General features: G+C 66.1%; 11 protein-coding genes. 6 read left to right on the forward strand and 5 right to left on the reverse strand.

Annotation, left to right across the window (positions count from 1 at the left end; genetic code table 11):
- Window positions 1-39: 39 nt before the first annotated feature.
- A complete protein-coding gene (locus tag ACFE65_RS11695; protein WP_375382537.1) occupies window positions 40-1,281 on the reverse strand; it encodes a beta strand repeat-containing protein in 1,242 nt (413 codons plus the stop codon).
- A gap of 1,184 nt (window positions 1,282-2,465) precedes the next feature.
- On the opposite strand from ACFE65_RS11695, the gene ACFE65_RS11700 reads away from it, so the two are divergent.
- Together ACFE65_RS11700 and ACFE65_RS11705 are read left to right on the forward strand one after the other, a co-directional pair.
- Window positions 2,466-2,633 (forward strand): hypothetical protein, encoded by a 168-nt coding sequence (locus tag ACFE65_RS11700; protein ID WP_375382538.1) that lies wholly within the window; start codon window positions 2,466-2,468, stop codon window positions 2,631-2,633.
- A 98-nt stretch (window positions 2,634-2,731) separates the two neighbouring features.
- Window positions 2,732-2,980, forward strand: coding sequence for a hypothetical protein (locus ACFE65_RS11705; RefSeq protein WP_375382539.1), 249 nt, complete (start codon window positions 2,732-2,734; stop codon window positions 2,978-2,980).
- A gap of 320 nt (window positions 2,981-3,300) precedes the next feature.
- On the opposite strand, the gene ACFE65_RS11710 is transcribed toward ACFE65_RS11705, so the two are convergent.
- Window positions 3,301-5,211 (reverse strand): energy transducer TonB, encoded by a 1,911-nt coding sequence (locus ACFE65_RS11710; RefSeq protein ID WP_375382540.1) that lies wholly within the window; start codon window positions 5,209-5,211, stop codon window positions 3,301-3,303.
- 209 nt (window positions 5,212-5,420) lie between these two features.
- Between ACFE65_RS11710 and ACFE65_RS11715 the strand changes: the two genes are divergently transcribed.
- From ACFE65_RS11715 to ACFE65_RS11725, 3 genes are all read left to right on the forward strand, one after another.
- Window positions 5,421-5,543 (forward strand): hypothetical protein, encoded by a 123-nt coding sequence (locus ACFE65_RS11715; protein ID WP_375382541.1) that lies wholly within the window; start codon window positions 5,421-5,423, stop codon window positions 5,541-5,543.
- A 294-nt stretch (window positions 5,544-5,837) separates the two neighbouring features.
- Complete coding sequence (locus ACFE65_RS11720) at window positions 5,838-7,358, forward strand: ATPase domain-containing protein (RefSeq protein WP_375382542.1); 1,521 nt, start codon at window positions 5,838-5,840, stop codon at window positions 7,356-7,358.
- On the forward strand, window positions 7,358-9,331 hold the full coding sequence (locus tag ACFE65_RS11725) for an ATP-binding protein (RefSeq protein ID WP_375382543.1): 1,974 nt from the start codon (window positions 7,358-7,360) through the stop codon (window positions 9,329-9,331). The genes ACFE65_RS11720 and ACFE65_RS11725 overlap by 1 nt, the downstream gene beginning before the upstream one ends.
- A gap of 127 nt (window positions 9,332-9,458) precedes the next feature.
- Here the strand turns inward: ACFE65_RS11725 and ACFE65_RS11730 are convergent, their stop codons facing one another.
- Window positions 9,459-9,728, reverse strand: a complete 270-nt coding sequence (locus ACFE65_RS11730; RefSeq protein WP_375382544.1) for a hypothetical protein — start codon at window positions 9,726-9,728, stop codon at window positions 9,459-9,461.
- A 144-nt stretch (window positions 9,729-9,872) separates the two neighbouring features.
- Window positions 9,873-11,360 carry a M20/M25/M40 family metallo-hydrolase gene (locus tag ACFE65_RS11735; RefSeq protein ID WP_375382545.1) on the reverse strand — a complete coding sequence of 496 codons (1,488 nt, stop codon included), beginning with the start codon at window positions 11,358-11,360 and terminating at the stop codon, window positions 9,873-9,875.
- Between the two features lie 127 nt (window positions 11,361-11,487).
- On the opposite strand from ACFE65_RS11735, the gene ettA reads away from it, so the two are divergent.
- On the forward strand, window positions 11,488-13,167 hold the full coding sequence (gene ettA / locus ACFE65_RS11740) for an energy-dependent translational throttle protein EttA (protein ID WP_375382546.1): 1,680 nt from the start codon (window positions 11,488-11,490) through the stop codon (window positions 13,165-13,167).
- A 135-nt stretch (window positions 13,168-13,302) separates the two neighbouring features.
- On the opposite strand, the gene ACFE65_RS11745 is transcribed toward ettA, so the two are convergent.
- Window positions 13,303-13,824 carry a hypothetical protein gene (locus ACFE65_RS11745; protein ID WP_375382547.1) on the reverse strand — a complete coding sequence of 174 codons (522 nt, stop codon included), beginning with the start codon at window positions 13,822-13,824 and terminating at the stop codon, window positions 13,303-13,305.
- Window positions 13,825-13,829: the final 5 nt, after the last annotated feature.

The following is a 13,829-nucleotide window of genomic DNA, read 5'->3' on the forward strand; positions in this document are numbered from 1 at the left end:
GACCCGGGTCATTTCTCGATGAAAACTCCGGGTCAACTCTCAGTGCAAATCAACAACGACATAGCTGTTGGTCGATCCGCCTCCAGTTATCGAGCCTTCGTTCGCGAACAGCCGCACGCTGTTGAAGCTGTAGTCGCTGCCGTCGTTGACGCTCTGGATCGCGGCTTGGTTCGTGACGCTGCCGGCGCCTCCCAGGATCAGTGCCGACGACGTCGTGAAGCCGGACTGGAGCGTGGCCGTGATGCCGGCCGCAGGCGCGAACACCAGTTGCTGGAAGCCAGCATCCAGGTCGATCGGCGTGGTAACGCTGGTGTTGCCGGTGAAAGCCACCATCTCGGTGTTGAAGCCACCGCCGGCGTTGATCGTGCCGGTTACGCCGGTCGCCAGCTTGCGCGTTCCCGCATAGCGGGCGATGAGCGTGTCGCTGCCGGAGCCGAACGTCACTGATCCTGTGATCGTGCCTGCCGACGAGTCGACCGTGCTCGCGCCGTTGCCGGTCGAGACGTTGCCGACGATCGTGCCTTGGTTGACCAGGGTGAGTGCGCTCGACGCGGCGATGGCTGTCGCGCTGGCGCTGGTGATCCGGCCGCCGGCTTGGTTCGTGACGACCACCAGGCCGCCGGACAGTGCGGCACCGTTCCCGGCGTTCGCGATGATCCCCGCGTTCGTGATCGACTGATAGCCGGTACCGGTAGAGATCGTCGCGCCCGTCGACGTCGACCGGATCGCGCCGGTGGCCACGTTGGTGACGGTGGTCGAGGACGACAGGCTGCCGGTATCGACGGCACTGACGCCTCCCCCGTTGATCGAACCGGCGTTCGTCAGCATCCCGACCGGTCCCAGGATGCCCCCGACGATGCTCCCGCCGGCGCGGTTGTTGATCGTGGTAAAACTGGCCAGCGACGCCGCGTAGCCGTTGGCGGTCGACACCACATTGCCCGTCAATGCCGTCCCGCCGGTACCGGTCAGGACGCCGGCGTTGTCCACCGTGGCGGCGACGGTCCCGCTCGCGTTTCCGGCCGACTGGATCAGGGCGAGCGCCGTCGTACCCGACACGCTGGCGCCTGATGCCACGGTGAGCGCGAGCTGCTGGTTGCTGTAGTAGTTGCCGGAAAGGGACAGCGTTCCACTCGTGGCGGTGATGCCGCTCTGTCCGGTGCCGGAGACGGTTCCGAGCACGTTGACGGTGTCGTAGATCGAAGATCCCGGACTGCGCGGCACGTCCACCAGTATCGCTGGGGTGGCGGATGAGGTTACGGAGGCGGTCGCGCCGACGATCACCGTCGTACCCGTCGTCGTCGCACGAATGCCGTCGCGATCGGTTCCCGTGCACGTCGTGGTACCGTACGCCACGGTCGGATCGGGTGCGCATTGCGCGTGGGCGGCCATGGGAGACGCAAGGCTCCACGCCAGCGCACTCGTGCCGAGCGCAAGCGTCGAACGGCGGAGCGGCCGCCCGTGACTTTTCATGTTGATATCCCCCGCTCACGACAATGTCTGCCGTCAGCCGCTTAGAACCAAACGCCTAGCGTTTGTCCAGTTTCGCAAGCAGAGACAGGATTGCTGTGATACGACCGGAAGCGGCAGGTTAACGGAGGACGCCGCTTCGGGTAAACAAGTCGTGCGCGGACACCGCGACGGTGCAGGCGCACATGGCGTCGGACCACGTCAAGGCGTTCGGCCTCGCCGTCCGGAAGCTGGCGTCGGCTCGCCCCACCATCGTCGTGACGCACCCGGTCGACGTCGAGCATGCATTAAACCGGGTATAGCGCAGGTCGACATTTCCGGGTTTCCCACGCCAAGGCGCTTTCGCTAGGGAACTCCTGATAGGCGGCCTTGGCGCAAGCTGGGAAGAGGCTGGGTCGCTGGGCAAGGTCGGGCGGAAACATCCCAAAACCCGCAGAAGTCCTCACTTTTCCACCTCGTTACCCGAGCCTTCGTAATGCGGGGGTCGCAGGCTCGAGTCCTGCAAGCGGCACCACCTACTTACAGGCACTTAGAGACAGTAGTTGCGGCTTTCCTTGCGCAGGGCCGTTGGCAATGGAACCCACGTGGGTCCTGGCTGGGAGGCCTTCCAGATTAGCGCGGCGACCTTTGTACCGGCCACGGAGCAGTTGCCGCCGCGGTGCGACCCTCGCATCGACAATGCGCGGCCGGGGTTCGGCTGTCTCACAATTCCTGCCTCAGAGCAGTCAGTCGAAGGGGAGCAGCGGTGCGCACGAAGCTAAGCGTCTGCCTCAGGAAGAGGCGCTTCCCGTCTGAGGAGGCCGCCCTCTCGGCCGCCCGCGAGGTCGAGCCGCCGCTCAGGCCCTACCGCTGCGACCGCTGCCGCCTGTTCCACCTGACAAGCCGCACGAAGGGCAAGCGGGTGCCACGGCTCTCGTGCTGACCGCGCGCGCCGCTTGCCGTCGCCAACCGGTCAGACAGTAGACACTCCGTTAACCGACGCCGCCGATAGCGCCCACATGACCGACTGCGACGACCTGATCGAACGTTTCCACGTCCAGGCGCAGACGCACGTCGCCCTCGCGGTAATCGCGGAGACAACCCCGGTGGTCGAGATGCACATCGACCTGGCGCTGTTCAGCGAGGAGCGGGCTCGGGCGTTCAAGGAACTGTGCGACGACGGCTGACGCCCGCCCCTTGGTCGGCCCACCGCGGTCAAGATCATGGCGCGCCCGGTGCGCCCGTGGTAGCTCGCCCGCCAACGTGCTGAGATTTGGGCCAGATAATGATCTTCGACAGGATGACAGCCGCCAAAGAGAAGAGCGTCTCCGAGCATGGGAAGCCGGAACAGTTCACCCTCGCCACCGCCGACTACCTGGCCTTCATCGGCACCCCGCACCCGCTGCGGACCGCCAACCACGCGGCCACGATCTGGCAGTTCGACAAGCTGTCCGTAACGGAGGACGCGGCGGGCAAGTCCAGCCTCCACTTCTTCAGCGGTAAGAGCGGCACGACCGAGACGATCGACTTCTAGGCACGATCGGGCACTCAGGCCTTCTCGCAGCCCGACATGAAGCCCTTGCGCGGCTTGCCGTACAGCCTTTTCAACGTCGGCTTGCCTGGAGCAGTCGATCGACTTGGCGGCTCGGACGACTGGCGCGTTCGGGGTGTGGGCAGGGGCCTTGGTGACGACGGCCGCGCGAGACGGCGTCTGGGCAGCGGCGGTTCCCGCCATCAGCGCGGCGGCGGCGAGCGCGGCAAGGGTGGGTGCGCATGGGAGGGCTTCGGTGAAGTTCTCAGGGTTCCCTTCCTACCCTCACCGGTCGTCCGCTCACTTCGTCGGCCCACCAAACGTCAATACGGTAGCTGCCAGCGTATCGCCTGTGTCTGCGCATGACAGCGGAACGCCGTTCCAGCCTTCTTCGCTGGCTCGTAAACGAGGGTCGAGGTTTTCGCGATGGCCACCGTGTCGAAGGCGAACGGCGGGTCCGACACAAGGATGCGCGGGCTTTTCGCGACGCCGACAGGATCAAGGTCGAACTCCAACACCGTTCGTCCCTGCAACAGGGCTTGGACCAGATCTGGCGGATAGTCTTCGGAGGTGATGTTGGATGAGGCGAACCGCACCGGAGGAACGGCGACGCTGCACAGATCGGTCGCGAACTTGTACTCGTCGACCAGGCTGGTCGCGGCAGCGACGTCACCCTGCTCCCCTCGAACGCTGATCAGGCGCAGGGCGAGGGCCAAGGCTCGGGGATCTTGTGACGTCGAGCGGGCGCGAACGACGGCGATGGCCTGTTCGAGCAGTTGAGCCCGCAAAGCGCTGGGCGCCTGCGAGGAAGCCGTGGCGCCACTCACGAGCATGTAAAGCGTATCGAGCGAGACGGCGGCGTTCTTCTCAGCCTGGCTCAGAAGCATTTGAAAATTGGCCTGCGCCGCGGCGACGGACTTCGTTTGCGCTGCCACATCGAGGGACGTGGTCGACAGCGTGCTCAGCAAGACAAGGTCAGGCGGACCGTCGTTCGCGGTGATGATGTCGACCACGCGATGCGAGAGCGCCGCTGCACGCGTTCGCCCTTCCTGGTCGCCGAAACCGCCTGCGACTGTCGCGGACAGGACGCGGAGGAGCACAGGCATCAGCATGACCGACTTGGGACCATAACGCCGTTCACGCTCGGCAAGCGCGCTCGCCAACGATGATGCGTCGCTTTCCTCGCCGGTCTCCAGGAGCGGATAGGCCCCGCGGCTCGTGCTCCAGCTCAGTATCTGGTCGCCGAGATTGGCATTGACCCGATAGTCGGCGGCAGGCCCGAGACGACACCGCAATATCACGGCCGTGGCCTGCCCATCTTCGATCTTGTACCCTGCAGATCGCGCGACGGCGTTGAGGAAGGGGGCAGCGATGCTGGCGCGACTGGCCCAGACGAGGGAGAATCTCGGGCGTCCGGGCGGTGCCTGCCGCACGAATTGTACGGCGACGCTGTCGCCCGGCGCGATGCCGGACGAGCCGCAGATCGGGGCGTCCGCCGCCAACGCATCCTGACCGGTGCTGATGCCGCGATTGAGGCGGTCTACGGTGAGCAGCGCGATCAACTGGTCGCGTCTGCCCGTCCGACCCGCCGCGACCAACATGTCGGAGGCGGTTCGCGCCGCGGCTCCCTGCTCGGCACCGGCAAGCGGAGCCTCCGCCCAGGCGCGGGCCAATGACGATCTGGCGGCGTCGTCATGTCCGCCCAGCGTCTCTGCTCGGGCACGCTGGAGGTCGACCTCCCATGCTTGCGCCGGCAGCGGCTGCGCGGCCTGCAACGCGGCGACGGCCTCGTCCGGGTTGGTCATCATCCGCAGACGTGCATAGCCTATCGCGGCGCTCGTGCGATCGCCTCCGGTTGCGTCGTGATTCATGCTTACGGCATGATAGGTCTGTTCCGCCTCGCCGAGCTGGCCAGCCTCTTCGCGCGCCGTCGCGAGCAACAGGCGATAGTGGCCGATGTTCTGCAGCTTAGGGTTCGACGTCAGCCTCGTGAGCAACGTGATCGCGCTGGCTGGCGATCCGTTGACGGAGATAAGCTCCGCGAACAGGCGATCCAGCAAGGGGTCGGGTCCTGCCTTGTCGGTTGCTGGCAGACGCCGAGTGACGAGAGAGTTCAGCTCGATTTCAGCGCGTCGATAATCGTGCGCCGCCAATGCACGCTCCACCGCACTGCCATCGTCGGGCGAGCTTACAGGGGCGGCGTGCGCTGGCGAACAGGTGGAGGCCAGCAGCATCCCTGCCCAGATTGCTCCGGTACGTCTCATTCAAATCTCCCCCGCGCTGGTGTCTCGCAGCCGAGTGCGACCGTCAAGCGAGGGCGGGCGACCTCGTTCAGTCGAGATGGAGCGGTCGCGGCAATCAATCGGCGACCGATGATTAACAAAACGTTGCGGTTGTCGCGCAGCGGCGTCGTCTTGTAGGCGAGACCAAAGGGGGAATAACGATGAGGGCGGACGGTGGGCATACGGAAGCGGTCGGCGCGCAGCTGGGCCTCGTGATCGGCGCGAACCTTTTCGTGCTGTTGCTGATAGGCATGTGCAAAGCGGCCTATGCGGCCCTTTATTGACGCATGAGATCGCCTTCGTCATCGATCTGACGACATACGGCGAGCTTGGAGGCGCAGCGTTCGGGGCATGGCACCCCCGCTTGAGTTAACATCGCGCGAGGTGCGCGCCTTCTGCCTGAGCGTACGCACGTTCGCGGACGTCCAAACCTCTGGCGGAACGACAGCCCTCCAAATGGCCGCGCGTCACTTACTTGATCTGCGTCAGTCCAGTGCCGGATCCGCTGTAGACATGACTGCTGGCAAGGATGCCCGCCCGTCCTTATGGATGGCGGGTGGGGCCGGGAGGGACGTGGGTTGACTGCAACGATAACGTATCGACGGGACATAGCGTCGACCGGCGTCGATGGCCTGGACGACATCCTGGACGGCGGCCTGACCCGCGAGCGCATCTACCTCGTCGAAGGCACGCCCGGCACGGGCAAGACGACACTGGCGATGGGGTTTCTTCTTGCCGGGACGCGAACCGGCGAAGCGGGGCTCTACATCACCCTGGCCGAAACCAAGGTCGAACTCCTGGCGGTCGCGCAAAGCCATGGCTGGTCGCTCGATGCGGTCGACCTCGTCGAGATGGTTCCGGTCGATGGTCTCGGCGAGGATCAGGAACAGACGCTGCTCCACCCCAGCGAGCTCGAACTCGGCGAAACCGTGCGGGACATCATGGCGAAAGTCGATGAGACCAAGCCCAGCCGCGTGGTCATCGACAGCCTGTCCGAGCTGCGTCTGCTTGCGCAGACCCCGGTGCGTTATCGTCGTCAGATCCTGGCGTTGAAGCATTTCTTCGCGTCGCGCCAGTGCACGGTGCTGATGCTGGACGACAAGAGCGCGAACGGCAGCGACCTTCAGTTGCAGAGCATCGCGCACGGCGTCGTCATGCTCGAACAGACGTTGTCCGGCTTCGGCGCGCAACGGCGCCGCGCCCATGTCGTCAAGATGCGCGGCGTGCGGTTCCGGGGCGGATACCATGATTTTGAGATCGAGCGCGGCGGCCTGTGCGTCTACCCGCGCCTGATCGCGGCCGAACACGGAAGCAGCTTCGACGATACACCGGCATCCACGGGATCGGAGCATCTCGACCAACTCCTTGGTGGCGGCCTGGTGCCCGGCACCGCGACCTTGCTGTCGGGCCCATCGGGCGTGGGCAAGACGACGGCGGCCGTCCAGGCGATGACCGCCGGGCTGAAGCGGGGCGACAAGGCGTCGTACTTCCTCTTCGACGAGCGTCTGCCGACGCTCCTCAAGCGATCCGCCGCTCTGGGCATGGACCTCGAGCCCCATATCGAGAACGGTCACCTCGACATCCGTGGGATCGATCCCGCCGAGCTGTCGCCCGGCGAGTTCGCCGGCAAGGTGCGCCACGCCGTCGAGCAGCATGGTGCGAAGACGATCGTGATCGACAGCCTGAACGCCTATCTCCAGTCGATGCCGAACGAGCAGTTCCTGACGCTCCAGATGCACGAGTTGCTGAGCTACCTCGGGCAGAAGGGTGTCGTCACGATCCTGATCCTCGGCCTGCACGGCCTGGCCAACGACGTTCGCGTGGACATCGATTTGAGCTACCTGGCCGACACGGTCGTCCAGCTGCGCTATTTCGAGGCGCGGGGCGAAGTGCGACAGGCGATTTCCGTCATCAAGACACGCACAGCCCGACACGAGCGGACGATCCGCGAGTTCCAGATTTCGGAAGACGGCCTTTCGGTGGGCGATGTCCTGCGCGACTTCCAGGGCGTGCTCACCGGCGTCCCGACCTTCTCGGGCGCGGGATCGACACTCATGCGTAGGACGGGCGAACCGGCGGTGGCAGCGGGCGCCGCCTGATGGAAGACCGTGTCCTGATCCTTGCGCCACGCGGTCGCGACGCCGAGGTCGCGGCGACGCTGCTGACCAGGAGCGGTCTGACGGTGCTGGTGTGCCATGACGTCGGCGACCTGCTCGACGCCATCGCGGCGGGCGCCGGCGCGGTGATGATCACCGAGGAGGCTCTGGCGGGGAGCGAGATCAGGCCGTTGTCGGAGTGGATTGCGGCGCAGCCGGCCTGGTCCGATCTGCAGTTCGTCGTGCTGGCGAACGGCCACAGGGCACCCCGGAGCGCAGCCGCACTGGAACGGCTACAGGCGCTCGGCAACATCGTGCTGCTGGAGCGGCCGCTGCATGCCGAGGCGATGATCGGCGTCGTGCGATCGGCGCTGAAGGGCCGCCAGCGGCAGTATGAGGTTCGTGGATTTGCCGAAGCGATGGAGCGGGCGGTCCTCGATCGGACCGTGGAGCTCGAGGCGGCGAGGGGCAGTCTCGAATTCGCGCTCGAAGCGGCCGGCATGGGAAGCTGGGACATCGACCTGGCGACGCACACGGTCACCCGCACCCTGCGGCACGACCAGATCTTCGGCCACGACACGCTTATTCCTGACTGGACCGTATCGGTATTTCTCGGTCACGTCGATGCGGATCAGCGCGACATGGTGGAGGCGCATTTCGCAGAAGCGCCCTCGACCGGCTTGCTCGATCTCGAATGCGGGATCACGACCAAGACCGGCGAGCACCGCTGGATCGCCGCGAAAGGGCGGACGCGATACGATGCGACGGGCAAGGCCGTCCGCATGACCGGGGTCGTCTCCGACATCACGGCCCGCAAGGAAGCTGACGCGCAGCTTGCCCAGGCGCACAAGATGGACGCGATCGGCCAGCTCACCGGCGGCGTCGCGCATGACTTCAACAACCTCCTGACGCCGATCGTCGGCAGCCTCGACCTGTTGCGGCGCCGCACCCTGCAGGACGAAAAGGCGCTTCGCCTGATCGGCAGCGCGATGCAGGCGGCGGAGCGCGCCGCGACTCTGACGCAGCGTCTGCTCGCCTTCGCACGCCGTCAGGCATTGCAGCCACAACCGGTGGATGCGGGTGCGCTCATCGAGGGCATGTCGGACCTGCTCAAGCGCTCGCTCGGGCCGACAATCGCGATCGTTCTCGAACTGCCGCATCATCTGCCGTCCGTTCGGGTCGATCCGAACCAGCTCGAACTTGCGCTCCTTAATCTCGCGATCAACGCGCGGGACGCGATGCCGGGCGGTGGCCGCCTGACGATCAGCGCCAGCAGCACCGACGCCGACGATCGCAATCTGCTGGATCTAAAGCCCGGCCGATACGTCCGGATCACCGCGACCGACATCGGCACGGGTATGGACAAGACGACGCTCGCCCGCGCCACGGAGCCGTTCTTCTCAACGAAGGGTGTCGGCAAGGGAACCGGCCTCGGGCTATCAATGATCTACGGCCTTGCCGCCCAATCGGGTGGAACATTGCAGATCGAGAGCGAGCCGGGGCGGGGCACCTCGATCACGATCTGGCTGCCCGTGACCGACGAGGCGGTCGCCACCGCGGCGGATGCCATCGGCGAAATGGTTCCTGCCCGCACGGCCGCGCGGATCCTGCTGGTGGACGACGAGGAGATCGTCCGGGTCGCGACCGCGGACATGCTGCGCGACATCGGCTATGTCGTGACGGAGGCGACATCCGCATCGCAGGCGCTGGCCGCGATCCGGGGCGGGATCGAGGTCGATGGGATCGTGACCGATTATCTGATGCCAGGGATGAACGGCGCGCAACTGATCCAGGAGCTGCGCCGCGCGAACAAGTGGCTGCCGGTGCTCCTGATCACCGGCTATGCCGCCAAGGGAGAGGACGTGCCGACCGGCGTCGCGGTCCTGTCCAAGCCGTTTCGGCAGTCCGATCTCGCTCGGCACCTCAACGAGGCGCTGCAACAGGTGAAGGGCGGAGCGAGGTTGCGCGCCGTCTGACCCGGCACCCGGCCGGCTCCACCGAGCTTCCGACACACCATCGCGTCAGCTCCGCGTGCACGAAAAAGGGCGCCACCCTCGCAGGTGGCGCCCCTCGATCGCTTGGCAGGCAGCGCCCGCCGGCGACTTACTGCATGTTCTTGGCGGTCGCCTTGCCGCTGTCGCGGACGTTGCTGGCCGCGTCGTGCAGGTTGTCGGCGGCGTTCGACATCATGTCCGACGCCATCGCGTTCGACGAGTTGTCGGCGAGGGCCGTGATGTTGTCGGCGCTGGCGTCGATGTTGTCGGCGACGGCGTCGGCATTGTTCTCGACCGCGCCGGCCTCCGGGGACTTGCTGTGGCAGGCACCGAGCGACATCAGTCCGGCAGCAACGAAAACGGTGGCAAACTTCTTCATGCGGGGCTCCCCCAAAGGACACAAAACCATTCGCGTCCGACCCCAACGTCGTCGCGAGGGGCCAGAATGCCGCGACAGCCCCCACCGGGTCAATGGGAAATCGTTCCGGCCTGCCGCGGCGTTCGGCCCCGCCCGGCACACGGCTCAACGATTGCGGACGACCTTGCCGATGTCCTCCGGCGCATCGGCGACGATCGCCAGCATGGTCGTCCACGCCGCGACGTTCTGCCGCAACTGCGCGGGGTCGATCCGATCGAGCGTATCCTCCGGCGTGTGATGGACGTCGAAATAGCGGGTGCCGTCCTGGCTCATGTCGACCGCCGCGACCTGATTGGCCTGGAGGATCGGGTCGACGTCCGTTCCCTCGCCGGCCGGATCGCGCCCGCGCACGATGCCGAGCGGCGTCAGAGCGGCCTGCAGCCGGTCGCCGATCGACTTGGCGGGATCGGCGAAGTTCGTCTCGAACCGCCAGACGCGATCGGCGCCGAAGTCGCTCTCCGCCGCCGTCGCGTGACGTTCGCCCGTGTGAGCCTTGGCATAGGCCTCACCGCCGAACCCGCCGGTCTCCTCATCGCCGAACCAGACGACGCGGATCGTGCGGCGGTGCGGGCCGGCGTCCATCATCAGCTTGGCCGCCGCCGCCGTGATCGCGATGCCCGATCCGTCGTCGATCGCGCCGGTGCCGAGATCCCAGCTGTCGAGGTGGCCGCCGACCAGCACGATGCCGGCTGCGGGATCGGTGCCGGGCACCTCGGCGACCACATTGCCCGAGTCGCGCATGCCGACCTGATGATCGTCGAGCACCAGGTGCATCGTCACCGGCTGGCCGGCCGCGAACATCCGCTCCAGATTTTCGGCGTCTGCGACCGACAGGGCGGCGGCCGGGATCGGCTTGACGCCCGCCGGGAAATTGGTGGTGCCCGCATGCGGTCCCCGGCCATGATCCGTGCCGATCGACCGGATGACGATTGCCGCCGCGCCCTTCTTCGCCGCGACGCCTGGACCGACGAAGCGCGCCGGACCCGCTGTGCCGTAACTCGATCCGTCCTGCGTCGGGTACATGACGTTGGACACGAAGGCGATCTTGTCCTTGAGGCTGCCGTCCGGCGCGAGCTGGAGATCGTTGAAGCTGGCGAAATACACCACCGGAAGCGTCAGCCCCTCACGCGGAGTCGCGCCCGAGTTGCCGAGGCCGACCAGCCGCAGCTTCTGCGGAAAGGGCGAGACGATCTCCGCGCTTTCGGCGCCGCGGGTCCAGACCGGCAGCCTGTACGGCTCGATCCGCACGTTGCGGAAGCCCATCGCCGTCAACCGGGCGACCGCCCAGGTCCTTGCTCGCGCCTCTGCCTCGGTACCGTCGAGCCGCGGCCCGACCTGTGTCGTCAGATCGCGCACGATGCCATAGGCGGTGTCGTCCGCCATCGCCTTGTCGCGCAGCGCAGCGACCTTGGGATCGATGGCAACTCCCGCCGGACCGCTGCGCACCCGCGACGGTGCCGTGATCGTCGACGCTGGGCCGCTGACGTTACCGGTCGCCGGGCCGGGCACCGGCCGCGTCGCGACCTGCGCACCGGCGGGCGTGGCGGTGAGCGCGAGCAGGGCGATCAGCGGAACGGTCGGCAGCAAGGTCATGGCAGCTCCTGGCGAAGGTCGATGACACCGGCCTAGCCCGCCGGCGCCCGCGTTGCCAACAGGAGGCCGCCCGACTATCTGCGGTCGCACACCCCGCATCACGATCATCCCAGGAGCGCATGGCCCCATGGCCGTCCAGTACAGCTACGTCATGAAAGGTCTGACCAAGACCTTCCCGGGCGCGAACAAGCCCGTCCTCAACAACATCAGCCTGCAATTCCTGCCCACCGCCAAGATCGCGATCATCGGGCCGAACGGCGCGGGCAAGTCGACGCTGATGAAGGTGATGGCGGGGATGGACCCCGAGTTCCAAGGCGAGGCCTGGGCGGCCGAGGGCATCCGCGTCGGCTATCTGCCGCAGGAGCCGCATCTCGATCCAACGAAGGACGTGATGGGCAACGTCAAGGACGGCGTCCGGCCGGTCGCGGACCTGGTCGACCGGTTCAACGCGATCTCCGCCGAGATGGGCGACCCGAAGGACGACACCGACTTCGACAAATTAATGGAGGAGATGGGCGAGCTCCAAGCCAAGATCGACGCAGTCGACGGCTGGGCGCTCGACAGCCAGCTCGAACAGGCGATGGAAGCGCTGCGCTGCCCGCCGTCGGAGGCGGACGTGACGACGTTGTCGGGCGGCGAGCGGCGCCGCGTCGCGCTGTGCAAGCTGCTGCTCGAGAAGCCGGAGATTCTGCTGCTCGACGAGCCGACCAACCATCTCGACGCCGAGAGCGTGTCGTGGCTGGAGAACTACCTGAAGGAATATGCCGGCAACGTGATCCTGGTCACCCACGATCGCTACTTCCTCGACAACGTCGTCAACTGGGTGCTCGAGCTCGATCGCGGCCGTTACTACACCTACGAGTCCAACTACTCCGGCTATCTGGAAAAGAAGGCCAAGCGGATGGAGCAGGAGGACCGCGAGGAAGAGGGCCGGCAGAAGGCGATCCGCGACGAGCTCGACTGGATGCGCCAGACTCCCAAGGCGCGTCAGACCAAGAGCAAGGCCCGCATCCGCGCGTTCGACGAGCTCGTCTCGAAGCAGGAGAACCGCGTCGCCGGCAAGGCGCAGATCCTCATCCAGTTGCCCGAGCGGCTGGGCGGCAAGGTGATCGAGGCCAAGGGGCTGACCAAGGCCTATGGCGACAAGCTGCTGTTCGACGGGCTCGACTTCACGCTGCCGCCGGGCGGCATCGTCGGCGTGATCGGCCCCAACGGCGCGGGCAAGTCGACGCTCTTCAAGCTCATCACCGGGCAGGAACAGCCCGACGGCGGCTCGATCGAGGTCGGCCAGACGGTGAAGCTCGGCTATGTCGACCAGAGCCGCGACCACCTCGATCCCAACAAGAACGTGTGGGAGGAGATCAGCGACAAACTGGAGGTGTTCCGCTTCGGCAAGCAGGAACTGGGCACGCGGGCTTACGTCGGCGCGTTCAATTTCAAGGGTCCGGACCAGCAGAAGAAGGTTGGCCAGCTATCGGGCGGCGAGCGCAACCGCGTCCACATGGCCAAGATGCTGAAGGAGGGCGGCAACGTCCTGCTGCTCGACGAGCCGACCAACGACCTCGACGTCGAGACGCTGCGCGCGCTCGAGGAGGCGCTGGAAAGCTTCGCCGGCTGCGCGGTGGTCATCAGCCACGACCGCTTCTTCCTCGACCGGCTGGCGACGCACATCCTGGCGTTCGAGGGCGACAGCCACGTCGAGTGGTTCGAGGGCAATTACGAGGCGTATGAGGAGGACAAGCGCCGCCGCATGGGCGATGCGGCGGATCGGCCGACGCGGCTGGCATACAAGAAGCTGACGCGGTGAGCGCTTAACGGATCCAGCGACGGTAAAGCCTAAACAAGAAGCCGGCGATAATCGGGAGGACGGCGACAACGAAGACGCGCAATGTCTCGTTGTTGCTCATCCTATCCCAGCCGCCGCCATCGAATGGGTCGAAGATCAGAGCATGCAACAGCGTACTACGAACCACACGGCCGAGAGGAACAGCCAAGATCGCAGGGGTCGGTCGCTGGTCAGCCAAGGCGGTGAGCTTGAGCGAACTTCATGGCGTGAGAAGATCGATGCGAACCGCTCGCGTTCCGCGGCAAGGTCCGCTTCCCTTTTACTGCCGATTTGATCGTCCGTCGCGAGCAGCCGGTCGAACACGTTCATCACGGCCGTTGGCGGCTTGTCCACCTTGGCTGCGCGGACCTGTTGCGCAAAGTGATCGAACGCCGGCTGCAATTCTCGCGAGGGTGCGAGGCCGACGGCTAGGTAGGCCGCCCATGCTCGCTCGACCCGCGTCTTCTCCGAAGGAACGAGCGGGCCCGATCCATGTTGCAACCATGTGGCAATCACCTGCCAATCCCGGCGAACGGCTGGCGGCGAATTGAGCTCCTCCGCGTCTTGCCGCAGTTCGTCGAGGAAATGCAGGCCGCTGCCGAGCAGAAAAGCGCTTTCATCAGCGAACGGGATGCGCATCACGT

Source organism: uncultured Sphingomonas sp., assembly GCF_964237335.1.
GTDB lineage: Bacteria > Pseudomonadota > Alphaproteobacteria > Sphingomonadales > Sphingomonadaceae > Sphingomonas.

Coding starts and splice junctions, on each gene's coding strand:
- ACFE65_RS11725 (WP_375382543.1), top strand. CDS start 7,358: ATGGAAGACCGTGTCCTGATCCTTGCGCCACGCGGTCGCGACGCCGAG.
- ACFE65_RS11745 (WP_375382547.1), bottom strand. CDS start 13,824: ATGCGCATCCCGTTCGCTGATGAAAGCGCTTTTCTGCTCGGCAGCGGC.
- ACFE65_RS11735 (WP_375382545.1), bottom strand. CDS start 11,360: ATGACCTTGCTGCCGACCGTTCCGCTGATCGCCCTGCTCGCGCTCACC.
- ACFE65_RS11730 (WP_375382544.1), bottom strand. CDS start 9,728: ATGAAGAAGTTTGCCACCGTTTTCGTTGCTGCCGGACTGATGTCGCTC.
- ACFE65_RS11710 (WP_375382540.1), bottom strand. CDS start 5,211: ATGCTGCTGGCCTCCACCTGTTCGCCAGCGCACGCCGCCCCTGTAAGC.
- ACFE65_RS11700 (WP_375382538.1), top strand. CDS start 2,466: ATGACCGACTGCGACGACCTGATCGAACGTTTCCACGTCCAGGCGCAG.
- ACFE65_RS11705 (WP_375382539.1), top strand. CDS start 2,732: ATGATCTTCGACAGGATGACAGCCGCCAAAGAGAAGAGCGTCTCCGAG.
- ettA (WP_375382546.1), top strand. CDS start 11,488: ATGGCCGTCCAGTACAGCTACGTCATGAAAGGTCTGACCAAGACCTTC.
- ACFE65_RS11715 (WP_375382541.1), top strand. CDS start 5,421: ATGAGGGCGGACGGTGGGCATACGGAAGCGGTCGGCGCGCAGCTGGGC.